Raw genomic sequence first — 24,273 nt, 5'->3', positions numbered from 1 at the left:
GCACGAAGGAGTCGAGCAGGCGGTCCAGGTCCGCAGCGGGATCGTTGGTCAGCCCGCTGTGGATCGGCCCGGGATGCACGACGGTACTGCGAGGTGCCGCCAGCCAGCGGAATCGCTCGCCGATCTTGGTCGCCGCGGCCGGCCCGCCGTCCGGATCGCCCGCGCAGACCGCCCGGATGTGGTCCAGCGACGCGCAGACCACGTCGACGTCGACCGCCGGGTCGAGCGCCTTCAGCCGGGACGGTTCGACGTCCCAGGCCGCGCCGAGGAAGTCCAGGGCCCGGCAGTACAGCACCGCGCCGACGTTGATGAACTCGCCACGGTGGATCCGCGGCGCTGCCCGCAGGATCACGTAGTCGAAGGGCACGAGGTCGGCGTTCACCGGGCACCTCCCGGCAGCCAGGCGGCGCGATTGTCCAGCCGGGCGAGCAGGTGGCCGAGGTAGCGCTCCCGGTCCCCGTCGTCGATCCACTCGCCCGGCACCAGCCCGATCACCTCGGTCAGCAGTTCGGGCGTGATCGCCGCCGCCAGCTCGGCGTCGAGCGCCGGTACGTCGGGCGCCGCGACCGAGAACACGTGGTCCGAGGAGTCGTACGGGAGTGCGGCGAACTTCTCCGCGGGCATCCAGGAGTGGTGGAAGTACAACGCGGCTCCGTGGTCGATCAGCCAGAGGTTCTTGTGCCAGACCAGCAGGTTGGTGTTGCGCCAGGACCGGTCGACGTTGGCGACGAACGCGTCCAGCCACAGGATCCGGGCCATCCCCTCGTCGCCGGGGTTGCCGGCCGAGCCGTCGTACCCGAAGGAGCCGGGCAGGAAGTCGACAGCCAGGTTCAGCCCGGCGCTGCGCAGCAGCAGCTCCTGGATCTCGAAGTCGGGCTCGGACTTGCCGATCGCGGGGTCGAGCTGCATCAGCTTGAGCTCCGGGACCCGCAGCCCCAGCCGACGGAACAGTTCGCCGACGATCACCTCCGCGACCAGCGCCTTCGGGCCCTGGCCGGCGCCGTGGAACTTCAGCACGTAGGTGCCGAGATCGTTGCCCTCGACAACACCAGGAAGCGAGCCGCCCTCCCGGAGCGGCAGCACGTAACGGGTCGCGATGACAGTCGGCAGACTCACGCCGCAGAGCCTAGCCGCCGGCCGTTTGCCGATGGGTACCGGAGGCGGGTGAAACGCCCTTCGATCGGGGTCGAGGAAGAGCTCCTGCTGGTCTCCGCCACCGGTGAACCCCTCCCACGCAGCAAGGCGGTCGTAGCGGACGTCCAGGACCTCGACATCGCCCTCGAGCTGACCAGAGCCATGGTGGAGATCAACTCCCCGGTCTGTGAGACCGCCGACGAGCTGCACGGCCACCTCACCGAGATGCGTACCAAGCTCGCCAAGGCAGCAGCGGAGGAAGGCGGCCGCCTGCTGGCCATTGCCGTGCCGCCGCACGGACGCGCTGCGCAGTCGATCACGCGGAAGCCGCGCTACCAGGAGCTGGCCGACAAGTGGGGGTTGCTGGCGCGGGAGCAGGGTGTCTGCGGTTGCCACGTGCATGTCGACGTACCGGACAAGGAGGCGGCGATCCGGGCGAGCAACCACGTCCGGCCGTGGCTTCCGGTGCTGCTGGCACTCACCGCGAACTCACCGATCTACCTGGACCAGGACACCGGCTTCGCGAGCTGGCGATGGCTGATGACGTCGCGGTGGCCGTGCGCCGGGCCCCCGCCGTACTTCGAGTCGATCGAGCACTACGACGCACTGGTCGCGATGCACCTGGCGGCCGGCACGCTGATCGACGAGCAGATGGTCTACTGGGACATCCGGCCGTCGACACACCTGCCGACGGTCGAGGTGCGGGTCAGCGACATCCCGCTCACCGTGGACGAGACTGTGCTCCTGGCGACCCTCGTCCGCGCCTTGGTGATGACGGCCGTCGACGACGGATCACAGGGCCCGTCGCTCGAGCCGGAGGTACTGCGCGCCGCCTACTGGCTGGCCGCGCGGGACGGGTTGACAGGTGACGGGCTCGACGTCCGTACGGCGGAGCCGCTGCCGATGCCTGACGTCCTGAAGCGGCTGCAGCAGCACGTACAGCCGGCGCTGCAGGAGCTCGACGCGGCAGACATGGTTGAGGACGGCATCCAGCGGGTACTTAGCACCGGCAACGGAGCCGTCCGCCAACGCAGGGCCTTCCGTGAGGGCGCAAACCTCATCGCCCTCACGGAAGTCAAACCCTAGGTCCGCAGGAACGCTTCGAGTCCGTGCAGGTCGTCGGTGTTGATGTGGTCGACGCCTGCGGCCACCAGCTCGCCCCACAGCGCCTCGCGGGCCGCGCCGCGGATGTCGGGTGTCGCCCAGAAGCGGACCCGGTAGCCGACGTGGTGAGCCCGGACGACGATGTCGTGCAGCTTGGTCTTCTCGGCGGCCGGCATCGGGCCGATGCCGGTCCAGGTGAAGTGGTTGGTCCAGTTGTCGCTCACCAGCGGCATCAGCGACGCCGGCATCCCGGACGGCAGGTCGGCGAGCCGGCCGTCGTACCCGGCGTACCGGACCTTCTGCGCCTTCAGCACGTCGAGCGGGCGGTTGCCGCTGATCACCGAGGTGACTGCGCCCTTGACCACGCGACCGTTGATGAACACCGTGCTGATGCCGCGGTACTTCGTCAGCTCCCGGTCGATGGCGGCGTACGTCGACGGCCCGTCGCTCTTGATGTCGATCAGCAGCTGGAAGTCCCGCCCGTGCTTGTACACCTGCCCGTGGTTCTCCCGGACCCGGTCGGCCAGCGGCTTCAGGTACAGGCTCTCCAGGTTCCGCCCGGGGACGGCGTCCTCGAGGTCGTGCGCGACCCGCAGCTCACCGTCGATCAGCCACACGTCCGCCTCGACGCTGTTGAACCCATGGTCCAGTGCGTCCTGCAGCGGCCGCCGGTGCTCGTAGTCGTTGTGCGCGTGCGCCGCCGGCAGCGCGCGTACGGCGGGAGCGTCGTACGACCGGGGGAGCCGGAAGCCCTCGGAGCGTGCGACCTCACGCAGCCGGTCCGGGTAGTCGGTGATGATGCCGTCGACACCCTTGTCGATCAGCGACTCCATCGTCGCCGGGTCGTCGACCGTCCAGGGCACGACCTTCATCCCGGCGTCGTGCGCGGACTTCACCATCTCCTCGGTGACGTACGGCCGGTACGTCGGGTCGGTGATCTTGCCGTCCTGCGGGAAGCCGTGCACCGGCGAGATCGCGGCCGCGCCGAACGACTTGGTCGCCTTGACCAGGTCGCCGCCGAAGTCGTCGATGTCGATGCCGCCCAGCCACGGCGACTTGCCGGGCTGGCCGACCTGCAGGAAGTCGTAGTTCGTCAGGGCGACCAGCGGCAGCTCGGGCGCGACCTGGCGCATCCGCGTCAGCGCGCCCCAGTCGAAGCTCTGGATCGTCACCTGGCGGGCGATCCGGGCGGTCCGGACCTCCTGTGCGACGACCTGCACGAACTGCTCGCGCGGCGCGGTCTCGGACGGCGCGCCGGCTTCGACCTTGGTCTCGATGTTGAGCTTGACGCCGTACGCGTGGAACCGGTGCACGAGCGCGAAGACGTCGCGCAGCTCCGGCATCTGGGCGCCCGGGTCGGGCTGCTGGCCGGGGTAGTTCGGCAGCGTCTGCGAACCGCAGTCGAGCTGCTTGACCTGCTTCAGGGTGAGGGTCTTGATGAACTTCCCGACGTACGGGTACTCCGGGTCGCCCGGGGTGTAGGGCGCGGTGTCCTTGCACTTGGTGCCGGAGATCCTGCGGTCGTGGGTGACGACGGCGTGGCCGTCCTCGGTGATCTGGACGTCGAGCTCGAGCGTGCTGACGCCCAGCTCGAGGCCGTGCGAGAACGACGCGATCGTGCTTTCCACCGTGAGCCCGAGGCCACCGCGGTGGGCCTGAATGTCGAAGTCACCACGAGACGCGGCAGCCGGAGCGGCCGGCAACAGCCCGGCGACAAGGGCAAGCGGAAGCAGCGCGCGGGTAAGGCGGCGCATGAGGGTTCCTTCCAGAGGGGTGTGGGCGGGACGCCCCTGAGGCTGGCTGCCACAGGGAGACCTGTGCCTTCGTGAAGGTAGCCCAGAAGCGGCTGGCTGGTGACCTCCGCGTGTCGCGGAGTGACCATGGAGCGGATACGACTCGTCGCTCAGCGCTACTCGTACTGCAGCGCCTCCAGCGGGTTCAGCCGGGCCGCGCGGCGGGCCGGCCAGATCGCGGCGAAGATGCCGACCACCACGGAGACGACGGCGAAGATCACCAGCTGCCCGGTCGGGACGGTGAACGTGATCTCGTCCAGCCGGGCGGCCAGCAGCGACGCCAGCACGAGACCGAGGATGATCCCGATCACCGCACCGATCAGCGCGGTGATCACACTCTCCTGGCGGATCATCCGCTTCACCTGACCCCGGGTCAGTCCGATCGCGCGCAGCATGCCGAGCTCCCGGGTCCGCTCGAAGACGGTCAGCACCAGGGTGTTGACGATGCCGAACAGACTGACCAGCACCGAGAGCGCGAGCAGCACGTACAGCACGTTCAGCAGGCTCTTCACGTTGTCGGTCTGCGCCTTCTTGAACTCGTCCCGCGTCATCGCCTTCGCGTTCGGGAACGTGCGCAGGGCGTTCTCCAGCGCAGCCGAGTTCTCCGTCGTCACTCCGCCGCTCATGTTGACGAACGTGAAGACGTTCAGCGGCTGCGTGCTGGCCGAGTCGAACGTCGCGGTCGAGATCGTCACGTTCCCGAACGGCGACCCACCCGCCGGCGGCCGGAAGATCCCGCGGACCTGCAGTTGCAGGGTCGTGCCGGTCGCCATCACCATCGGGAACTGCGACCCCAGTGTGAGCCCGTGCTCGTCGGCGTACTCGGCGTCGACGATCGCGCCGTTGGTCCCGAGCTCAGCGAGTGCTCCCTGCGAGCCGTCCCGCCAGTCGAACGTGAGCAGTTGCGGTGCCGCCGCATCGACCGCGGTGATCACGATCGTCTCGCCGAACGCCTGCGCCTGCCCACCGCGGACGCTGGTCAGCTCCTCCACGCCCGGTACGTCGGCCACCGCGGCGGCGACCGTCGGCGGCAACGGGCTGAAGTTGTTCTGCGCGGTGATCGCGTAGTCGGCGCTGAAGATCCCGTCGACGGCCTGCTCGAACGGCTTGATGATGCCGGCGCCGAGGGTGGCGACCAGCGTGACCAGGGCCAGCCCGATCATCAACGCCGCCGCGGTCGACGCCGTACGGTGCGGGTCGCGCCGGCTGTTCTGGCCGCCGATCGCCACCGCGGGCCGGTCGGGCAGGATCCGCGGGAACTCGGCCGGCCGGCCGAACAGCCGCCGTACCGCCCACAACGGCACCAGGACGAACGGCCAGACCAGAGCCGTGAGTACGACGACGGACCAGCGGGCGATCGGATCCGACACCGCGGCGAGCGGTCGCACCAGGCGCGCGGAGAACAGGGCGACCCCGATGAACAGCAGCAGGACGCCCGCGCCGAGGCACGCCAGCAGAGCGGTTGTCGACAATCCGTCTGCGAACAATCCGACAAGCACCAGGCCGATACCCGCCGCGGCGAGCAGCGCGGCGCCCACCGGGCGGAACCGGTGCAGCGGGCCAGGTTCGAGCGTCGCCCCTTCGCGGACCGCGGCGATCGGCGGAACACGGGTCGCCCGCCACGCCGGGCGCAGACTCGCCAGCACCGTCACCAGGACGCCGACCAGCAGGGAGACGACGATCGTGCGGGTCTGGAACACCAGCCCGTTGTTCGGCATCGTCAGACCGACCGAGTCGAACAGCTTGAACAACCCGCTCGCGATCGCGAGCCCGAGGAAGAGCCCGACCGCCGCCGAGAGGAACCCGACCAGCAACGCCTCCAGCACGACCGATCCGAGAATCTGCCGCCGGGACGCACCGAGGGTGCGCAGCGTGGCGAACTCGCGGGTCCGCTGGGCGATCGTGATCGACAGCGAGTTGGCGATCACGAACGAGCCGACGAACAGCGCGATCCCGCCGAACACGAGCAGGAACGTCTCCAGGAAGGTCAGGAAGCTCGCAGTGCCCTCCGCGTCCTCGGCCGCCTGGTCCTCGGCGGTCCGGACCTGCGTCGCCTCGGGAAGTATCGGCTGGACCGCGTCGACCAGCTGCTGGTCGCTCGTGCCCTGCTTCGCCGCGATCAGGATCTGGTCCAGCTTGCCGGTCTTGTCGAACAGCCGTTGCGCGGTCCCGAGCTCGAACCCGGCCAGCGTCGCGCCGCCGATCGACGAGACCGAACCGAACTCGACGAGCCCGGTGACCCGCATCCGTTCCGCCGCGCCACGGGCCTGCACACCGATCGTGTCGCCGGCCGCGAATCCCTGCTCCTGCGCGGTTTCGGTGTCGATCACGACCTCGTTCGCCGCCGGCCAGGCACCGGCCACGAGGGTGAGTGTGTTGAACTGCGGCAGCGCCGGGTCGACGCTGAAGCCGATGCTCGGCGCGCCGCCGGTCGAGACGGCCTTGCCGTCCTTGCCGATCAGCTGCGCCTCGCCGGAGACAGCACCGCCGGCCGCGCCGACCTCAGGTAGAGCGCGGACTTCGTCCAGCAGCCCAGCGTCGAACGGCGGCGCGGTCACCGTCCCGTCCTCGGCCGGGTCGAACGCCGCCTTCCCGGTGATCGCGGCGTCGGTGTTCTTGTAGTTCTCCGAGAAGATCGAGTCGAACGCGCCGGTGATCGAGTCCGTCAGCACGTACGTCCCGGAGATCAGCGACACCCCGAGCACGACCCCGATCGCGGTCAACGCCGTCCGCAACTTCCGAGCCAGCAACCCTTGAAACGCGAACCGGATCACTGCAAGTCCAGGGTGTCGATCATTTGGAGGATGTCGTGCTGGCTGGACTGGCCGGTCTCTTTCACGATCTCGCCGTCGGCCAGGTAGAGGACGCGGTCGGCCATCGCGGCGGCGCGGGCGTCGTGCGTCACCATCACCGTGGTCTGGCCGTACTCGTCGACCGAGCCGCGCATCAGCGTGAGGATCTCGCCGCTGGTCCGCGAGTCCAGGTTGCCGGTCGGCTCGTCGGCGAACACGACTGTCGGCCGCGACACCAGCGCCCGCGCGATGGCGACCCGCTGTTGCTGGCCGCCGGACAGCTCGGCCGGGCGGTGGTGCAACCGGTCGGCGAGCCCGACCCGCTGGATCAGGTCGGCGAAGAACTGCGGCTCGGGCTTCTCGCCGGCGATCGTCAGCGGTAGCAGGACGTTGTCCCGGGCGGACAGCATCGGCAGCAGGTTGAAGAACTGGAAGATGAACCCGATGTGCTTGCGGCGCAGCTTGGTCAGCGCGTCGTCGCCGAGCGTCGTGATCTCGGTGCCGTCGATCCGGACCGAGCCCGACGTCGGCCGGTCCAGCCCGGCCAGGATGTGCATCAGCGTCGACTTGCCCGACCCGGACGGGCCCATCACCGCCGTCAGCTGTCCCGGCTCGATCGACACGTCCACGCCATGCAACGCGTGGACGGCGGTTTCCCCCTCGCCGTACACGCGGACGACGCCCTGCGCCTCCACGACCCCCTGCGTCTCCACGACGTCCGTGGTCCCCTCCAAGCCGACCATCGCGCCCCTCCCCGGCGGATCAGCGGCCCCCAGCCTTAACGGTCACCCCACTCGAGTGTGCTCGCGTACGGCGATCAGATCCAGCCCCGGCGGGCTGCGTGGAAGCCCAGCTGCAGCCTGGTGTCCGCGGACACCAGGTCCATCAGGGCCCGGACCCGACGCTGAACTGTGCGCATCGAGAGGTTGAGTTGGTTGGCCACTGCCTGGTCGGTGAGCCCCGCGAGCAGCAGGCCGAGGATGCGGGCGTCCACCTCGGGCAGACCGTCGGACGGGCCCTCGATCATGCCGTCGGTGCCCAGGACAAGCGGCAGGCCGTCACGCCACACTCGGTCGAACAGAGCGAGCAGTGCGTCGAGCATGCCGCTGCTGTGCACGATGAGCGCGCCGATGCTGCCGCCGGCGCCGGACAGCAAAGGAACCAATGCGATCCGCCGGTCGACGATCAGCAACCGCATCGGCAGCTCCTGCACCACACGCACCTCTTCACCCGCCTTCAGTGAGTCGGAGGCGGCCGCGAAGAATCCGGGCCGGTCGAAGGCGCTGCGCTCGATCAGCACCCGGTAGCGCACACCACGGTTGACCGCCGCGTCCTCTTCCTTGTTTTCCTCGGGTGGGACGACAGCGATCTCTGCCTTGACGAACCCGAGGACCTCTTCCCGCGCGGACATCTGCAACTGCGCGAACCGCTGCCCGACCGCCTTGGCGCCCCGGACGACGTCCACCACATCGCTGACCGACCGCTCGGTGTCGGTGCCGCGGTAGACCTCGGCCAGCGACTCGATCTCGCGCTGTGCCCGTCGCAGCTCCTCCTCACGCTGCACAGCCAAGGCAGCGAGGGCGACCGACGGCGGTGAGGCGACGTACCGGTCCGTGCCGCTGCTGGAGCGAGCGGCCAGGCCGAGCGTCTCGAGCGCGACCAGGGCCCGGGCGGCCTCGACCGGGTGGCAGCCGAGGCGGCCGGCCAGTCCGGCGGCGTCGTACGACGGCACCTCGACGAGGGCGCGGTAGGCGAGTTCTTCGGAGTCATCCAGTCCGAGCACGTCGAGCACGATGCCTCCTAGCAGACGGTGTGTGGCGGGCGGACTCTGGCGGGTTCGCGAATTGTCGCAATCTTGCCAGTCCACGCCCCTCTCTCGCTGGCGGTTTTGCGATGGACTGACCCGCGACAACGTCACGAAGGTGGTCATCCGCATGTTTTTCCGCTCACTGGTGCGCAAAACCTTCGCCGGCGCAGGGATCACGACCCTGCTCGCCGTCGCCGCCCTCCCCGCCTCCGCCGGCCCGCCCGAACCGGCCGCCGAACCGGTTGCCGAAACCCGACCGACGCTGCCGGTGCAGGTCGACACCGAGAAGGTCGTCACCCTGCTGACCGGCGACAAGGTCAAGGTCACGCCGGCCGGCACCGGCCGCAGCAGCGTCCGCTTCGTGCCCGCCGACCCCGCCCAGGCCGGCTACGAGACCCGCACAGTCGGCAAGGACCTGTACGTCGTCCCCGACAGCGCGGCCAAGCTCGTCAACAACGGCAAGGTGGACCAGGCGCTGTTCAACGTCAGCGGCCTGATCCGGCAGGGGTACGACGACGCGTCGACCAGCCAGATCCCGGTCATCGCCACCTACAAGCCAACCGCCCGCGCCGCCCAGCAGGCCGTCCCGTCCGGATCCACCCGGACTCGGACGCTGGCGTCCGTAGGTGCGGCCGCCCTGCGGACCGACAAGGCGCAGGCCCACGAGACCTGGCAGACCCTGTCCACCGGCCGCGACGTCCAGAAGCTCTGGCTCGACGCGAAGGTGCGCAAGAACCTCGACCAGAGCGTCCCGTACGTCGGCGCCCCGCAGGCATGGCAGGCCGGGTTCGACGGCAGTGGTACGACGGTCGCCGTACTCGACTCCGGCGTCGACGCCGAGCACCCGGACCTGGCCGGCGCGGTGAAGGCCCAGCAGAACTTCACCGACAGCCCGGAGGTCGGCGACCGCGACGGCCACGGCACGCACACGTCCTCGACGGTCGCCGGCCGCGGCGTCGCCTCCAACGGCCAGAACAAGGGCGTCGCGCCGGGCGCGCAACTGCTGTCCGGCAAGGTGCTGAACGACTACGGCAGCGGTGAACTCTCCTGGATCATCGCCGGCATGGAATGGGCCGTCGCGGAGGGCGCCGACGTGATCAGCATGAGCATCGGTACGTCGGAACCCGTCGACTGCACCGACCCGATGGCGGCTGCCGTCGACCGGATCAGCGCGGAGTCCGGCGTCCTGTTCGTCGTTGCGGCAGGCAACCTCTATGGTCCGGCCGAGACGATCAGCAGCCCTGGCTGCGCCGCGTCGGCGCTGACGGTCGCGGCCACCGACCTCACCCAGACCACGGCCGACTTCTCCAGCCGTGGGCCGGTGATGGGCAACCACGCGGTCAAGCCCGACATCGCGGCGCCCGGTGTGGACATCACCGCGGCACGGGCGGGTGGACGCGGCGACTCGGCGTACACGGACATGAACGGCACCTCGATGGCGACGCCGCACGTGGCCGGCGCGGCGGCGATTCTGAAACAGCAGCACCCGGACTGGAGCGGTCAGCAGCTGAAGGCGGCCCTGCAGAACTCGGTGCGCTCGGCGAGCAAGGTCGGGATCTACGAGCAGGGCGCGGGTGAGCTCGACGTCGCGCAGGCGGTCACACAGAAGGTGACCGGACCGGGCACCGTCGACCTGGGCACCTTCGCCTGGCCGCACATGCCGGCGGAGAAGCTCACCAAGCCGCTGACCTACGTGAACGCCGGAGACTCGCCGGTGACCCTCAGCTTCGCTGTTGATGCCCGCGGCAACAACGGGAAGGCGTTGCCGGCATCCCTGATCAGCTTCGGCGCCGGCTCGCTGACCGTCCCGGCCGGCGGCACCGCCGAGCTCCCGGTGACCATCGACCCGTCCGCATCGCTGGACTACGGGCTGTACGGCGCGATCAGCGCCCGGGTGGTTGCTACCGGCAATGACGGCCGGACGGTCGTCACGCCGCTCGGCTTCTATCTCGAGCCCCAGGCCGTCGACGTCACGTTCAAGCTGATCGACCGCAACGGGCAGCCGGCCTCGTCGATCACCGCGCTGGACGTGTTCGACCTGGACAGCATCGCCGCGCAGCGGATCGGGTTCGACGGCGCGGACCGCACTCTGCACCTGCGGGCCGGCACCTACTCGCTGGCGGCCATCATCGCGACCGCGAACGCCGACGGCATGGTCGAGTCGTACTCGTTCCTCGGCAACCCCGAAGTCACGCTGACCGCGAACACCACCATCACGTACGACGCCCGGACGGCGGCCGAGGCCAAGGTGACAACCCAGCGGCCGGCCGAACGCAAGGGCGGCAGCCTGACCTACGGCCGGGTCGTCGACAACTGGATCCTGGCGTCGACGCGCAGCTACGGCACCCAGATCAAGTCCGTCTACCTCGGGACCACGCCGAAGGCTCTCCGAGGCACGTTCGAGGTGGTCGAGGGCTGGCAGCTCGGATCGCCGGCAGGCGCCAAGTCGCCGTACCTCTACAGCCTGGCGTTCGCGCACGAGCAGGAGGTGAAGGGCAAGCCGGAGCACCGGGTGCGCGATCACGAGCTGGCCACGATCGACGCGACGTACCACACGCCGGGGAAGGACTACACCTACTCCGAGTACGTCGATGTGTGGCGGCCGTGGAGCATCCAGCTGATCCCGACCGGGACCCGCGGATCGGTCCCGGCGCCGGCCCAGGTGCAGCACCTGGTCACGGCCGACCGGGACACGAAGGTGTCGCAGATGGTCGGGCATTCGGACTCGATGAGCTGGCCGTTCGCGACCTTGATGACGTCGACGGCGACGTCGTACAAGCCCGGCAGCAGGCACACCGAGACCTGGTGGAAGGCCGGGCTCCGGCCGGGCATGGTCACCGACCAGACCACCGGTCAGAAGTACGTGCCGGCCGCTCGGGAAGGCAACTCGATCTGGAGCAACTTCCCGACCTGGTCGGACACCGAGCCGGGACACTTCTCCCGCGGCGGGTTCCTGGACCTCGGTGGCACCGAGCTGCTCGCGGACGGGGTGTCGCTGGGGAAGTACGGGTTCTACGGGCAGGGGTACTGGGACGTGCCGGCCGCGGCCTCGAACCTCGAGCTGGTGTACGACCTGATCCGGTGGCAGCGCGGTGACTACAAGTGGGAGTCGCCGACGACGGCCGAGACCAGGTGGAAGTTCAGGAGCTCGGCTGCCGACGCGGGCAAGCCCCTTCCGCTGCTCTTCCCGGATTACGACCTGCCGGTCGACCTGAACGACCGCGCACCCCGGCTCAAGGTGTTCCCGATCACGATCAGCGCGGAGTCCGGCCACTGGTACACGCCGGGCCGGTTCACCAAGGCCCAGGCGTGGACGTCCACCGACGACGGCGCCACCTGGACCCAGATCCCGGTCGTCAACCTGGGCGCCAAGGCCGTCGCGCTGGCCGACAACACCAAGGCCACCGACTTCGTCACCCTCAAGGTCGCGCTGACCGACTCCAACCAGAACTCGGTCACCCAGACCCTGACCCGGTTCTACCAGGTTCGCTAGCACGCCAGAACGCCCCGGCCGCGCGGCCGGGGCGTTCTGCTGTACGGAATGCTTAGTGGCGTCGGACCGGGAAGCGCCTCACGGCGCGTGGCCGCTCGTAGCGGCTTAATTTGGGACCCGGGGCTTGCACCGGCCCGACACCTCGAACAGTGTAACGGGTGCCAAAACCCCTTGTCCTGTTGAGATCTCGGGCCTCAAGACGCCATAGCACCCGAAGTCGATCTCTGCAACTACCAGAGTTGCCCGGCGCGTTCGGCACGCGCCGCGGTCTGCAACTGGTCGGCCATCTCGACCAGTTTCGACGCCGACAGCACCTGGTCGTGACCGTCGTCCGCGAGGTGCGCGCGGCCGGTCGCGACGATCCGCGCGAACGCCGCTGCCCGGTCCAGAGTGGTGGCGAAGTCGCCGGTCGCGACACCTCGCAGTACGGCGTCCACCATGTCGCGGACCTCGGCCGGACCAGGCGGTTCGGCGACACCCGCGACCACTGCGTGCACCTCGGCGTACTTGCGGCCGGCGGTGAACTCGCGGGAGACCCCCTCCGCGTTCGAGTGCACCCAGGACCGGAGCAGGTACAGCCGCCAGAGCGCGCCCGGCAGCGAGTCGGCCGGCGCGTCCGACCACAACTCCGCAAGCTCGTCCAGACCGTAGTCGTCGGCCAGCTTCACCACCCGCGCGTGCACCTCGGTGTCCTCCGACGACCGCACGCCGCGAACCAGCAACTCGGCGGTCCGGTGCGCCACCTCGGTCACCGCAGCCGGGTCGGCAGCCCCGGGCAACGACTCGAACAACTTGTTGCCAGGCATGATCGGACGACGCGGATTGGGGCTGGTCACACGCTCCATGGTGCCTGACACCATGACCCGTCGCACGTTGACCCGGCCGAGTCAGGCCCTGGCGGTCAGTACGCTCGGAGACATGGCAGGTGTTCCTGGGGACAAGCGTGCGCGGCTGGCCAAGAATCTGGTCAAGTACGGCGTGCGGTACGGACCGCTCGCGGCCGAGGCGATCAGGCACGGTCGCGAACCCGCGCAGCAGGCGATGCAGGCGGCGCTCGCGAAGCGGGCCGCCCGGAAGAAGGCGATCGAGCACGCGCTCACCGTCCGCGACGGGTCCTTGCTGAAGGTCATCCGGGACGGGCAGGCGATCTTCTTCGTGTTCAGCGGCGACGCGATCGTGACGACGTACCCGCCGGTGCCGGCGAACACGTACCCGGAGCTGCTCCGGCACGCCGACCTGGACAAGCGGGAGCCCGCGGTGGTGCTGGCGGCGCGCAAGCCCAGGATCGGGCCGCGGTTGCCCAAGATGCGGCGCCGCTGAAGGTTGACGCGGGCGTAACATTCCGGACCCGGCGGGGCAACAGGCCTGACGGAGAGTGGAAGGACGTTTCCACGAGGGAGGGCGTCCGCATGCTCTGGAAGATCAGGACCGAACTCGCCGACCGGCCCGGTGCGCTGGCCGAACTCGCTGCACGGTGTGGTGCGGACGACATCAACATCCTGAGCCTGGAAGTGTTCACCGCCGAGACCGGCGCCGTCGACGAGCTCGTGGTATCGGCCGGCGTCGGCTGGACCGCGGAAGACCTGACCGCACTGGTCGCCGAGGCAGGCTGTGCCCGTACGACGGTCCGTCCGTGCCAGGCCGACGTACTGAGTGACGGGCCGACCCGTTACCTGCGCGCCGTACTGCGGCTGATCGACGACCCGGTGTCGGTCGACGAGGAACTGGGGAACCTGCAGGGGTTCGACGAATACACCCCGGCCGAGTGGGCGCGGGCCGATGTCCTCGTGGAGATCGCGGGCCGGCTGGCCGAGCGGTTCGAGGGGACCGTGATGGACGGGCCGCGGCCGGGTAGCGGCGTCCCGGAGTTGCGGAAGGCGAGCGTCGCGGACGCGGAGGCCGTGGTGGCGATGCACGAGCGGTGCTCGTACGAGAGCCGGACCAGGCGCTACCACGTGCCGATGCCGAAGCTGACCGCCCGGACCGCGCGGCACCTGTCCGCACCGGCCGGCGGGATCTCGATCGTGGCCGCCGTCGGCGAGGCCGTCGTCGGGATGGCGACGGCTGCGCCGTGGGAGGAGCTCGGCAGTACGACGATGGAGGTCGCCGTACTCGTCGAGGACGGGTGGCAAGGGCAGGGCCTGGGCCAGCAGTTGCTGCGACGGCTCGTCGTCGAGGCGCGGGAGTTGGGCGCCGACCGGGTGGTCTGCATGGTGCAGCCGGAGAACCACGCGATGCTCCGCACCCTCGAGCGGCTGCGGATGCGATCCCGGGCCGTGCAGGACGGCGACAGTTTGATGGTGACTGTCGCACTGTCCGACCAGAGCCTGTCGCATGCGGTGGATCGGCCGCCGGTGCAATATCGTCGGACTCGTGCCACCCCTTCCCCTAGGTCGCTCCCAACACGGTCTGCTGGTCAATCTGCCCGCGAGCACGCGCTCGCCGCTCTTTCAGCTGTTCCTCCGCTTTCTGGTGGCGCTGGGGCTGCTGACCGTGATGGTGCTGATCGTGGTGATCGACCGTGACGGGTACAAGGACAGCTACGACGGCAGCGTCGACTTCATCGACGCGATCTACTACGCGACCGTAACCCTCACCACCACCGGGTACGGCGACATCACGCCGGTGACCCCGGCGGCGCGGTTGATCAACGCCTTCATCGTCACCCCACTGCGGATCGCCTTCCTGGTGGTCCTGGTCGGCACGACACTGGAAGTCCTGGCAACCGAGGGTCGCCGCATCATGCGCGACACCCGATGGAGGAAGCGCATGAAGGACCACACCATCGTCGTCGGCTACGGCACCAAGGGCCGGTCGGCCGTCCAGACGCTGATCAGCAACGGGGTGAAGCGCGACAACATCGTGGTGATCGACCCGCGCGCGCAGGCGATCGGTGACGCGGGCAACGACCAGATGGCCGCCTTCCACGGTGACGCGACGAACCGGACCGTGCTGCGCCGGGCCGAGGTCATGAACGCTCGCGAGGTGATCATCACCACCGACCGCGACGACGCGGCGGTGCTGGTCACGCTGGCGGTCCGGCAGCTCAACCCGGAGGCGCACATCGTGGTCGCGGTGCGCGAGGAGGACAACGTCCCGCTGCTGCGGCAGAGCGGCGCGGACGCGGTCGTCACGTCGTCCGAGGCGGTCGGCCGGCTGCTCGGCCTGTCCGCGGTCAGCCCGAACCTCGGCGAGGTGATGGAGGACCTGCTCACGTACGGCGAGGGCCTCGAGGTGGCCGAACGACCGGTGCTCGGCCGCGAGGTCGGCAAGCCGCCGTCCGCGCTGCCGGACCGGGTCGTGTCGGTCGTCCGGGACGGCCGCGTGCACCGCTACTACGACTCCAGCGTCTCCGTCCTTGCGGCCGGCGACAAGCTCATCGTGGTCCGCCCGGCCAAGGAGACCCCGTGGGCCGAGCGCCCCGGCGCCGACGACGAGGACGAGTGAGCCCTTCCGCTCTCGACCGCTGAGTGCTTACCTTCGGACTGGCGGGGGTGGCTCCGGTCTGAGGATGGTGAGGCATCGTGCGGTGGAGAAGGACGATCAGCGTTGTCGCTGCGGCGTTGATGGTGGGGTCGGGAACGACCGCGGCGCAGAGTCAGGTGGTTGCCGAAGGTAACGAATGGGTCATCGAGTGTGACCCGGGTGCCGCCGAGGCCCGGGGCGGGCCGGCCCGCGAACCGGATCTCGGGCAGGTCCACCAGGATCTGCCGGCTGCGGCGAAGGGCAAGGCCGGGCCGAACTTCAAGGCGACGGTTCCGGTGTACTTCCACGTCGTCACCGACGGGTCGATCGGCGCCCTGACGACGGCGCAGATCAACGCCCAGATCAACGTGCTGAACAACACCTTCGCGGGTGGTGAAGGCGGCGACAACAGCGGCTTCAGCTTCCGGCTCGCCGGGGTGACCCGGACCGACAACGCGGCCTGGTTCTACGCCAACCCGGGTGGCACCAACGAGCACAGCATGAAGCGGGCTCTGCACACCGGTGGCCCGGGCGATCTGAACTTCTACTCGACGACCGCCGGCGCCTACCTCGGCTGGGCGTACCTGCCGGACATCGTGACGAAGCCCGGGCAGGCCTACCTCGACGGCGTCGTCGTCGACTGGGAGTCGCTGCCGGGTACGTCGACGACGTACGAGGGCCGCTACGACCAGGGTGAGACCGGGACGCACGAGGTCGGCCACTGGCTGAACCTCGAGCACACCTTCTACGGCGGCTGCAGCGCGCACGGCGACTACGTCGACGACACTCCGGCGCAGAAGACACCGACCAGCGGATGCCCCGAAGGCAAGGACACCTGCAAGGCACCCGGCCTGGACCCGATCCACAACTACATGGACTACTCCTACGACACCTGCTACACCGAGTTCACCCCCGGACAGTCCCAACGCATGTCCGACGCCTGGCTCCTGTACCGGGCCTGAGCACACACCAGCGAACCGGATCGTGACCTGAACGGGGTCACGGTCCGGTTTCGCGTTGTAGCGAGGGGTTCCCCGGTGTTGACGGTTGTGGGTGGGCGACCCTAATGTCTGATCTGTAAACGATTACAAGAACGATTACAGGAGGCGCGCGTGAGTCGTCCGACGATCGCTGGGGTGGCCCGGGCAGCCGGGGTCTCGGTGGCGTCGGTGTCGCGCGTGCTGAACGGGCTGCCGGCCACCGAGGAGATGGTCGAGCGGGTGCAGCGAGCGGTCGAGGAGCTCGGGTACGTGCCGGATGCGCGGGCCCGGTCGCTCAAGGTCGGCCGGACGTTTCAGCTCACGCTGGCCGTCGCGGACGTCGGCAACCCGGTGTACGTGACGATGATGCGTGCGGTCGAGGAGGTCGTCTCGGCGGCCGGCTACCGCCTCGTGGTGACGACGACCGGCCCGGACGTGGTCGACGAGGTCGCGCTGGTCCGCGGGATGGCCCGCGGCTACGCCGACGGTCTCGTCATCAGCCCGCTCCGCGTCGACGAAGACCTCATCAAGTCCATCCGCGAGTGCGAGGTTCCCGTAGTCGTCGCCGGTAACGTCCCCACCAAGGCCGGCGTCGACACAGTCCGAGCCAACTCCCCGAAGGGCATCGCCCTGGCCGTCGAACACCTCGTCGCCCGCGGCCGCACCCGAATCGCCTTCCTGAACGGCCCCGCCGACACCGTCCCGGGTGCTGCCCGGGCCAAGGGCTTCGCAGATGCCTTGCAGGCGCACGGCTTGCGCCCAAGCGCGTCGGCCGAGGCAACCGACTTCACCTTCGCCGCCGGCCGAACCGCCGCGCCCGACCTGCTGGCCGCCGCCGCCGGGCTGGATGCGGTGATCTGTGCGAATGACCTGCTTGCCGTCGGGTTGATGCATGAGCTTGTGGCGGTGGGGCTCGAGGTGCCGGCGGACGTCGCGGTGGTGGGGATGGATGACAGTGAGCTGGCTGAGCAGAGTTTTCCGCCGTTGACGAGTGTGAATCTGGGGTCGGCGGAGCGGGGGCGGCGGGCGGCCGAGTTGCTGCTGGCCCGGATCGAGGACAGCAGCCGGGCACCGCGGCGAATCGTCGTACAGCCGACCTTGAGCGTGCGGAGGTCCACCCCATGACCGCAACTGTGACGGCGCCGCCGCCCACTCCGGTGAAGAAGGCCGGGCCGCCGAAGCAGAACCGTGAGGCGATCTTTCTCTTCCTGCCTGCGCTGCTTCCGGTGCTGCTGCTCAGTGTCTACCCGCTGGTCCGCGGTATCGCGCTCGGCTTCACCGACGCCCGCGCCGGCCTGAACGTCGAGACCACCTTCGTCGGCTTCGAGAACTTCGGCAAGCTGCTGCAGAACGACCTGTTCTGGTCCTCGTTCCGGATCGGCATCATCTGGACCCTGTCGGTCACGATCCTGCAGTTCGTCGCCGCCCTCGGCCTCGCGCTGCTGCTCAACACCGACATCAAGTTCCGCGGTGTCGCCCGGACGCTCGCGCTGATCCCGTGGGCGATGCCGCCGGTGGTCGTCGCGATCATGTGGCGGCTGCTGCTGCACCCGACCAACGGTCCGGTCAACGAGGTGCTGCAGACCCTGCACCTGACCGACCAGCCGATCAACTTCCTCGGCGACTTCAGTACGGCGCTGCCGGCCGTGATCGTGGTCGGGATCTGGGTCGGCATGCCGATGACCACGGTCACCCTGCTGGCCGGCCTGCAGGGCATCGACCGGTCGCTCTACGAGGCGGCCGCGGTGGACGGCGCGAGCGCGTGGAGCCAGTTCTGGAACATCACGCTGCCGCAGCTGAAGACCGTGATCGTGGCGATCACCAGCCTGGACATGATCTGGAACTTCAACTCGTTCGGCCTGGTCTACGTGCTGACCGCCGGCGGCCCGGGCGGCAAGACGATGCTGCCGATGCTGTTCGCCTACAACGAGGCCTTCCGCTACGGGAACTTCGGCATGGCCGCGGCAATGGGCGACGTGATGGTCGTGATCATCATCGTCTTCCTCGCCTTCTACCTGCGGAACCGACTCAGGAGCCAGGCATGAGAACACGTCCGGCCGCCCGGTTCCTGCAGTACGTCGCCGTCGCCTGCTACCTGATCTTCCTCGGCTTTCCACTGCTTTGGCTGGTGTCCAGCTCGCTGAAGTCGCCGCAGGAGTTCGCCGGCATCACGCCGTCGCTGCTCCCGAAGAACGTCGACTTCTCCAACTACACCGACGCGCTGGAGGAGCAGGGGCTGGTCCGGTCGATGGGCAACAGCCTGCAGATCTCGGTACTGAGCACGATTCTGGTGCTGATCGTGTCGCTGCCGGTCGCGTACGCGCTGGCCCGGTTCCGCAGCCGGTTGCGGCCGGTCACGAACGGCTGGATCCTGGTCAGCCAGGTGTTCCCGGTGATCCTGATCGTGATCCCGCTGTTCATGATCCTGCGGCCGCTGCACCTGACCAACACGATCCCCGGCGTGGTGATCGTCTACATGGTCTGGTCGCTGCCGTTCGCGTTGTGGATGTTGCAGGGGTACGTCGCCGCCGTGCCGCGGGAGCTGGAGGAGGCGGCCTCGGTGGACGGGGCCGGGCGGCTGCGCACGATCGTGTCGATCGTGATGCCGTTGCTGCGGCCCGGGTTGATCGCGACCGCGATGTTCACCTTCATCTCGGCGTGGAACGAGTTCTTCTTCGCTCTGGTCCTGCTGCAGGACCCCGAGCTCAAGACGCTGCCGCTGGTGCTGGCCCGCTTCGTCGGTGCCGAAGGCCAGGTCCAGTTCGGACCACTCGCGGCCGCGTCCGTCCTGGCCACTGTGCCCAGCTTGGTGTTCTTCGCCTTCTTGCAACGCCGGTTGACTTCCGGCCTGCTGAGTGGCGCTGTCAAGGGTTAGAAATCCCCTGAGGAGATGCAATGAGAAAAGCAGTAACCGCCCTCCTGGCGGCCGGCGCGCTGGTGACGCTCGCGGCCTGTGGTGGCAACAGCGACGACGGCTCCGGGGACTCCGGGTCGTCGAACGAGAAGGTGACGCTGAAGTTCCAGAGCCTCGCCTTCCAGAAGACCACCGTCACCGCGACCAAGAAGATCGTCGCGGACTGGAACGCCGCCAACCCGAACATCCAGGTCGAGTACGTCCAGGGCAGCTGGGACTCGGTGCACGACCAGCTGGTCACCCAGTTCCAGGGCGGTACGGCGCCGGACATCATCCACGACGAGTCCGCCGACATCACCGGCTTCGCCAACCAGGGGTACCTGGCCGACCTGTCGCCGTACCTGAGCCAGGAGACGAAGGACGCGGTGCCGCAGGGTGTCTGGGACACCGTGAAGACCGGCGACGGCAAGATCATCGCGGCGCCGACGCTGCTGCAGTCGTACGTCGTGTTCGGCAACTCGGCGCTGCTGAAGCAGGCCGGGATCGCGACGACCGGTGACTCGCTGAGCTGGGACCAGCTGCAGGCGGACGCCAAGAAGCTGACCACCGGCGGCAAGTTCGGCCTCGGCTGGGGCCTGAAGAGCCCGACCGCGACCGTGCTGAACCTGGGCATGAACTTCGACGCGCAGTTCTTCGAGGGCTCCGGCCGGGACGCGAAGGCGAAGATCGGCGACGCCGAGCTCGAGGTGCCGAAGCGGATCCACGCGATGGCCTACACCGACAAGTCGATCGAGCCGACCTCGCTGACCCAGAGCGGCTCCGACGTACTGCCGGGCTTCTTCGCCGGCAAGTACGCGATGGTTGTCGGTGGCAACTACGCCGCGCAGCAGATGGTCGAGCAGGCGCCGAAGGGCTTCCAGTGGGAGGTGCTGCCGCCGCTGAAGGGCACCGGCACCAAGCAGGCGGCGAACCCGCAGACGCTGTCGGTGCCGGCCGAGGGCAAGCACATCGAGCAGTCCGCGAAGTTCATCGACTACTTCATGAAGGCCGAGAACCTGGCCGCGGTCGGCCAGGGCGACTGGCTGATCCCGACCACCCAGGCGGCCCGGGACGCGATCCTGAAGGAAACCGGCGGCAAGAACGGCTGGGAGCAGACGCTGGCCAGTGGCAACGAGCTGACCAAGGCGCCGTTCCAGAGCGTGGAGAACTACCCGAAGTGGAAGGACCAGATCGCCACGCCGGCGCTGCAGGAGTACCTGGCGAACAAGACCGACCTGGCGACGCTGGGCAAGAAACTGAGTGACGGATGGGGTCAGGTCAACAGCTGATGTCCCTGTTGGAAGAGAAGGCAACGGGTGCCCTCGTCGGCTCGGCGGTCGGTGACGCGATCGGCGGTGCCGTCGAGGGCTGGACCCCGGAGGCGATCCGGGAGCGGCACGGCGGCTGGGTGACCGGCATCGTCGGGCCGTGGTACGACGACTGGCGCACCGCCCGCCCGATCGCGCCGTACCACAAGGGCGACGGGCACATCACCGACGACACCTTGATGACGCACGCGCTGGTCGAGGTGTACGACGAGCGCCGCACGCACCTGGACGCGTACGCGATCGCGGACCTGCTGGTGCCGAAGATGCTGACCGGGCGCCGCTGGGTGCCCGAGCTCGAGACCGACGCGCTACTGCTGCACCGGGTGTTCCTGGCCGAGAAGTGGCTGGTCACCCGGTTGCACTACGGGCACGTCGACCCGCGGGAGGCCGGCGTCGGCAACATCGTCAACTGCGGTGCGGCGATGTACATGGCGCCGGTCGGGATCGCGAACGCCGGCGACCCGGAGGGCGCCTACGCCGAGGCGATCGACCTGGCCGGCGCCCACCAGTCGAGCTACGGGCGGGAGGCGGCCGGGGTGTTCGCGGCCGCCGTCGCCGCCGCGATGGCCCCGGACGCCACCGCGGCGTCGGCGGTGGACGCTGCGCTGAGCCTGGCCAAGGACGGCACTCGGAGGGCCGTCGAGGCGGTGGCCGACGCGGCCGACGGGATCATCGACTGGGAGCAGGCGATTCCGCTGCTGCGCAAGGCGATCGAGCCGTTCGACACCGTCGGGCCGGACTACCGGGACCAGTCGCTGGACGCCCGCCGGCCGAGCCGGACCAAGGCGATCGAGGAGCTTCCGGTCGCGCTCGGCTTCGTGCTGGTCTCCGGAGGCGACGTACGGCGTGCCGTCCTCGGCGGCACGAACTACGGCCGGGACGCGGACTCGATCGCGTCGATGGCCGGCGCGATCACGGGTGCGCTGAACGGCCTGGCCGGCGTGCCGGCGGACTGGGCGGCCGACGTCGCCGAGGCGAGCAAGACGAACCTGGAGCGACCAGGCCGGGTGATGGCGTCGGTGGCGGAGGACATCCGCACGGCCGACGCCAAGCGGTGGGCCCGGCGGACGGCCGTGTTGGACGCGCTGGTCTGAATGTCAGTTGGCAAACGCCTCCAGCTCCACGATCCGCGAGTACCCGTGGTCGTTGGAGTCGTGGCTGACGAGTTGGACGGCGTCGACCGCTTGCGGCGGGAAGGTCACCGTGACGCGACCCTGCACGTTGCCGCGCACCTCGCCGACCGTCGTCCAGGCGCCCGCGGTGCGGACCTGGATGTCGAAGTCGCGGAGGCCCATCACGGCCGCGGGGTAGCGGGCCGAGTCGAGGGTCTGGAGGACGATGCGGCCGACCGTCGTGGGTTGCTCAAAGTCGACGCCGTACGTGTCGGGGAAAACGCCTTTGGTGGCGTCGTGCCAGCCGCTGGCGCCCCACTGCTCGGAGTCGGCGTTGCCGTCGACGCCGCCGCACAACCGCATGTTGCCGTGCGTGGACGATGCGATGGCCTGCTCGCCGAGGAGCAGGTTGTCGCGCGGAGGCACGGGCCGGACGGTGACGGGGACGCGCAGGCGCTCCCGGCCGACGCTGAGGTTCACGTCGTACGTCGCGGGGGCGGTGCCGCGCGGGATGGTGATCTCGAGCGGCGCCTTGACCAATTGGTCGACCGGAAGGTAGCTGGAGAACTGGTGGCGGGACAGCGTGAGCTCCGGGTCGCTGCTGATCCGCATGTCGGCGATGGTCGGCTTGCGGCCGGTGTTGGTCATGCCGAGGGTGAGCTTGCCGGACGGGAAGCACGGCAATGGGACCACCTCGACCGGCTGCGGGGTGGCGCTGATCTCGACGGCGTTGTTGTTGCTGACGGCAACTGCGACTGCCGGGACCAGGAGAAGGAGCAGGGCGGCGCGGTTCATGGCGGGGTCCGTTCAGGCCAGGTGGGTTCCGGGACGGCCGTCCTCGACGACCAGGGTGGCTCGGGTGGATGCCGTGCCGCCGGGCGTGGTGACCCGGTCGACGATGCGGAACTCCGACGTCCACTGGGTGCGGTCCAGTCGGCAGCTGAGGTAGCCGCGCTGGACGTTCTGGAACTTGACGTGCGGGTTCTCGGCGAGCAGGGCTCGGCCGGTGGCGTCGGCGTCGACACCGTCCTTGCCGGACGAGATCGACGTGGTGACGAACTCACTGCCGACCGCGGGAGTCGCCGGGTCGGCGAAGTTCACCCGGAGGTCGGACGCGACGCTGCGGTGCAGGTCTCCGGTCAGGACGACGAAGTTGCGCACCCGCCGGTCGCGGACGCCGGACAGCACCCGGTCGCGGGAGGCGGCGTACCCACTCCAGGTGTCCATCGGCAGCTCGAGGTCCGGCCCGGTCTTGCGGTCAAGCTGAGCCATCGCGACCTGCTGGGCGACGACGTTCCATCGGCTGCTGGACCGGCCGAGGGTGTCGAGCAGCCAGCGTTCCTGCGCGTCTCCGGTGATCGTCCGGGACGGGTCCGTGGTCACGTCGTCCGGTGGCAGCCAGCCGCCGGTTCCGCTCTGGTCGTCGCGGAACTGCCGCGTGTCCAGGACGCTGAGGTCCGCAGTGCGGCCGAAGCGGAGGTGGCGGTGCAGGCGAATGGACGGTCCGTCGGCGGACTGGTCGAGGCGCAGCGGCATGTGTTCCCAGTACGCGCGGAAGCCGTTGGCACGCCGTACCAGGAAGTCGTCGTGCGGCAGGCCGTCCTCGGAGACATAGTCGGCCCAGTTGCCCTCGACCTCGTGGTCGTCGAGCGTCACCACCCACGGCGCCGCGGCGTGCGCAGCCTGCAGGTCGGGGTCGGTCCGGTGCAACGCATAGCGCGCCCGGTACTCGTCCAGCGTGAAGATCTCGCCCGCGAAGTCGACCGGCACGGCCTGGTTGCGGACACCGGCCGTCGGACCGACGCCGACCTCGTAGATGTAGTCGCCGAGGAACAGCACCACGTCGTGGTCCCGCCGTACGACGTCCTGGTACGCCGTGTAGTAGCCGTCGTAGAAGGCCTGGCAGGACGCGACCGCCATCGTCACCGCGGGCTGGTCCTGCGGCGCGGGCGCGGTCCGCGTACGGCCGATCGGACTGAGCTGGCCCTTGGCGCGGAAGCGGTAGAAGTAGTGCCGCCACGGACGCAGACCACGTACGTCGACGTGCACCGTGTGGGCGTACTCCGGCCGGGCGTGAGCGGTGCCGCGTCGTACTACTCTGCGGAACGTCTCGTCTTCGGCGACCTCCCAGTCGACGTTCACCGAGCGGTCGTCCATCCCGCCGAACGGCTCCAGCGGACCCGGCGCGAGACGCGTCCAGATCACCACGGTGTCCGGCATTGGGTCGCCCGACGCGACGCCCAGAGTGAACAGCGGCCGATTGTCGGTGCGATGCGGTATTCCTACTGGTCCAAGACCGGGAAGGTCGCCGGTGAGGGCGAGAGCGGCGGCGGCGCCGGTCGCGGTCAGAAAGCTACGGCGGGTGGGCATGT

The 24,273-nt window shown here is 69.3% G+C and carries 20 protein-coding genes; 11 read left to right on the top strand and 9 right to left on the bottom strand.

The window, feature by feature from the left end; all coding sequences use genetic code 11:
- On the bottom strand, nucleotides 1-382 hold a 382-nt coding region (locus ACIBGM_RS43805; protein ID WP_396388924.1), incomplete at its 3' end, for a DUF3037 domain-containing protein.
- A complete protein-coding gene (locus ACIBGM_RS43800) occupies nucleotides 379-1,116 on the bottom strand; it encodes a HipA family kinase (protein WP_396388923.1) in 738 nt (245 codons plus the stop codon). The genes ACIBGM_RS43805 and ACIBGM_RS43800, both read right to left, overlap by 4 nt.
- A gap of 48 nt (nucleotides 1,117-1,164) precedes the next feature.
- On the opposite strand from ACIBGM_RS43800, the gene ACIBGM_RS43795 reads away from it, so the two are divergent.
- Complete coding sequence (locus ACIBGM_RS43795; RefSeq protein ID WP_360535077.1) at nucleotides 1,165-2,220, top strand: glutamate--cysteine ligase; 1,056 nt, start codon at nucleotides 1,165-1,167, stop codon at nucleotides 2,218-2,220.
- On the opposite strand, the gene ACIBGM_RS43790 is transcribed toward ACIBGM_RS43795, so the two are convergent.
- The 4 genes from ACIBGM_RS43790 to ACIBGM_RS43775 form a co-directional block, all read right to left on the bottom strand.
- Nucleotides 2,217-3,992, bottom strand: a complete 1,776-nt coding sequence (locus ACIBGM_RS43790) for a glycerophosphodiester phosphodiesterase family protein (protein WP_396388922.1) — start codon at nucleotides 3,990-3,992, stop codon at nucleotides 2,217-2,219. The genes ACIBGM_RS43795 and ACIBGM_RS43790 overlap by 4 nt on opposite strands.
- 155 nt (nucleotides 3,993-4,147) lie before the next feature.
- Nucleotides 4,148-6,805 carry an ABC transporter permease gene (locus ACIBGM_RS43785; RefSeq protein ID WP_396388921.1) on the bottom strand — a complete coding sequence of 886 codons (2,658 nt, stop codon included), beginning with the start codon at nucleotides 6,803-6,805 and terminating at the stop codon, nucleotides 4,148-4,150.
- Nucleotides 6,802-7,566 (bottom strand): ABC transporter ATP-binding protein, encoded by a 765-nt coding sequence (locus ACIBGM_RS43780; RefSeq protein ID WP_360531927.1) that lies wholly within the window; start codon nucleotides 7,564-7,566, stop codon nucleotides 6,802-6,804. Before ACIBGM_RS43780 ends, ACIBGM_RS43785 begins: the two co-directional genes overlap by 4 nt.
- Before the next feature lie 74 nt (nucleotides 7,567-7,640).
- Complete coding sequence (locus ACIBGM_RS43775; RefSeq protein WP_360531930.1) at nucleotides 7,641-8,615, bottom strand: hypothetical protein; 975 nt, start codon at nucleotides 8,613-8,615, stop codon at nucleotides 7,641-7,643.
- Between the two features lie 142 nt (nucleotides 8,616-8,757).
- On the opposite strand from ACIBGM_RS43775, the gene ACIBGM_RS43770 reads away from it, so the two are divergent.
- Nucleotides 8,758-12,123, top strand: coding sequence for a S8 family serine peptidase (locus tag ACIBGM_RS43770; protein ID WP_396388920.1), 3,366 nt, complete (start codon nucleotides 8,758-8,760; stop codon nucleotides 12,121-12,123).
- A 230-nt stretch (nucleotides 12,124-12,353) separates the two neighbouring features.
- On the opposite strand, the gene ACIBGM_RS43765 is transcribed toward ACIBGM_RS43770, so the two are convergent.
- Nucleotides 12,354-12,968 (bottom strand): hypothetical protein, encoded by a 615-nt coding sequence (locus tag ACIBGM_RS43765; protein ID WP_396388919.1) that lies wholly within the window; start codon nucleotides 12,966-12,968, stop codon nucleotides 12,354-12,356.
- A 73-nt stretch (nucleotides 12,969-13,041) separates the two neighbouring features.
- Between ACIBGM_RS43765 and ACIBGM_RS43760 the strand changes: the two genes are divergently transcribed.
- From ACIBGM_RS43760 to ACIBGM_RS43720, 9 genes are all read left to right on the top strand, one after another.
- Entirely contained in the window at nucleotides 13,042-13,443 is a 402-nt protein-coding gene (locus tag ACIBGM_RS43760; RefSeq protein WP_360531939.1) for a hypothetical protein, read from the top strand.
- Nucleotides 13,444-13,532: 89 nt separating this feature from the next.
- Nucleotides 13,533-14,648, top strand: a complete 1,116-nt coding sequence (locus ACIBGM_RS43755; protein WP_360531942.1) for a GNAT family N-acetyltransferase — start codon at nucleotides 13,533-13,535, stop codon at nucleotides 14,646-14,648.
- The gene (locus ACIBGM_RS43750) at nucleotides 14,620-15,570 is read left to right on the top strand and encodes a potassium channel family protein (protein WP_360532112.1); all 951 of its coding nucleotides are present in this window, start codon (nucleotides 14,620-14,622) and stop codon (nucleotides 15,568-15,570) included. The genes ACIBGM_RS43755 and ACIBGM_RS43750 overlap by 29 nt, the downstream gene beginning before the upstream one ends.
- Nucleotides 15,571-15,647: 77 nt before the next feature.
- The gene (locus ACIBGM_RS43745) at nucleotides 15,648-16,550 is read left to right on the top strand and encodes a zinc metalloprotease (RefSeq protein ID WP_360531945.1); all 903 of its coding nucleotides are present in this window, start codon (nucleotides 15,648-15,650) and stop codon (nucleotides 16,548-16,550) included.
- A gap of 150 nt (nucleotides 16,551-16,700) precedes the next feature.
- Nucleotides 16,701-17,693 (top strand): LacI family DNA-binding transcriptional regulator, encoded by a 993-nt coding sequence (locus ACIBGM_RS43740; RefSeq protein WP_360531948.1) that lies wholly within the window; start codon nucleotides 16,701-16,703, stop codon nucleotides 17,691-17,693.
- Nucleotides 17,690-18,613: a sugar ABC transporter permease gene (locus tag ACIBGM_RS43735; protein ID WP_360531951.1), complete on the top strand. Its 924-nt coding sequence runs from the start codon at nucleotides 17,690-17,692 to the stop codon at nucleotides 18,611-18,613. Before ACIBGM_RS43740 ends, ACIBGM_RS43735 begins: the two co-directional genes overlap by 4 nt.
- A complete protein-coding gene (locus ACIBGM_RS43730; RefSeq protein WP_360531954.1) occupies nucleotides 18,610-19,443 on the top strand; it encodes a carbohydrate ABC transporter permease in 834 nt (277 codons plus the stop codon). The genes ACIBGM_RS43735 and ACIBGM_RS43730 overlap by 4 nt, the downstream gene beginning before the upstream one ends.
- A 20-nt stretch (nucleotides 19,444-19,463) precedes the next feature.
- Entirely contained in the window at nucleotides 19,464-20,750 is a 1,287-nt protein-coding gene (locus ACIBGM_RS43725; RefSeq protein ID WP_360531957.1) for an extracellular solute-binding protein, read from the top strand.
- On the top strand, nucleotides 20,750-21,883 hold the full coding sequence (locus tag ACIBGM_RS43720; RefSeq protein ID WP_360531960.1) for an ADP-ribosylglycohydrolase family protein: 1,134 nt from the start codon (nucleotides 20,750-20,752) through the stop codon (nucleotides 21,881-21,883). The genes ACIBGM_RS43725 and ACIBGM_RS43720 overlap by 1 nt, the downstream gene beginning before the upstream one ends.
- Before the next feature lie 3 nt (nucleotides 21,884-21,886).
- On the opposite strand, the gene ACIBGM_RS43715 is transcribed toward ACIBGM_RS43720, so the two are convergent.
- Nucleotides 21,887-22,696 (bottom strand): discoidin domain-containing protein, encoded by an 810-nt coding sequence (locus ACIBGM_RS43715; protein WP_360531963.1) that lies wholly within the window; start codon nucleotides 22,694-22,696, stop codon nucleotides 21,887-21,889.
- Nucleotides 22,697-22,708: 12 nt separating this feature from the next.
- Nucleotides 22,709-24,271: an alkaline phosphatase D family protein gene (locus ACIBGM_RS43710; protein WP_396388918.1), complete on the bottom strand. Its 1,563-nt coding sequence runs from the start codon at nucleotides 24,269-24,271 to the stop codon at nucleotides 22,709-22,711.
- Nucleotides 24,272-24,273 lie beyond the last annotated feature (2 nt).

This window comes from Kribbella sp. NPDC050470, assembly GCF_044458365.1.
In the GTDB taxonomy this organism is placed as follows: domain Bacteria; phylum Actinomycetota; class Actinomycetes; order Propionibacteriales; family Kribbellaceae; genus Kribbella.
This window is presented reverse-complemented; position numbering and strand designations above follow the sequence as displayed.

Coding starts and splice junctions, on each gene's coding strand:
- ACIBGM_RS43790 (WP_396388922.1), bottom strand. CDS start 3,992: ATGCGCCGCCTTACCCGCGCGCTGCTTCCGCTTGCCCTTGTCGCCGGG.
- ACIBGM_RS43780 (WP_360531927.1), bottom strand. CDS start 7,566: ATGGTCGGCTTGGAGGGGACCACGGACGTCGTGGAGACGCAGGGGGTC.
- ACIBGM_RS43770 (WP_396388920.1), top strand. CDS start 8,758: ATGTTTTTCCGCTCACTGGTGCGCAAAACCTTCGCCGGCGCAGGGATC.
- ACIBGM_RS43765 (WP_396388919.1), bottom strand. CDS start 12,968: ATGGAGCGTGTGACCAGCCCCAATCCGCGTCGTCCGATCATGCCTGGC.
- ACIBGM_RS43760 (WP_360531939.1), top strand. CDS start 13,042: ATGGCAGGTGTTCCTGGGGACAAGCGTGCGCGGCTGGCCAAGAATCTG.
- ACIBGM_RS43755 (WP_360531942.1), top strand. CDS start 13,533: ATGCTCTGGAAGATCAGGACCGAACTCGCCGACCGGCCCGGTGCGCTG.
- ACIBGM_RS43750 (WP_360532112.1), top strand. CDS start 14,620: ATGGTGCTGATCGTGGTGATCGACCGTGACGGGTACAAGGACAGCTAC.
- ACIBGM_RS43735 (WP_360531951.1), top strand. CDS start 17,690: ATGACCGCAACTGTGACGGCGCCGCCGCCCACTCCGGTGAAGAAGGCC.
- ACIBGM_RS43730 (WP_360531954.1), top strand. CDS start 18,610: ATGAGAACACGTCCGGCCGCCCGGTTCCTGCAGTACGTCGCCGTCGCC.
- ACIBGM_RS43725 (WP_360531957.1), top strand. CDS start 19,464: ATGAGAAAAGCAGTAACCGCCCTCCTGGCGGCCGGCGCGCTGGTGACG.
- ACIBGM_RS43720 (WP_360531960.1), top strand. CDS start 20,750: ATGTCCCTGTTGGAAGAGAAGGCAACGGGTGCCCTCGTCGGCTCGGCG.
- ACIBGM_RS43715 (WP_360531963.1), bottom strand. CDS start 22,696: ATGAACCGCGCCGCCCTGCTCCTTCTCCTGGTCCCGGCAGTCGCAGTT.
- ACIBGM_RS43710 (WP_396388918.1), bottom strand. CDS start 24,271: ATGCCCACCCGCCGTAGCTTTCTGACCGCGACCGGCGCCGCCGCCGCT.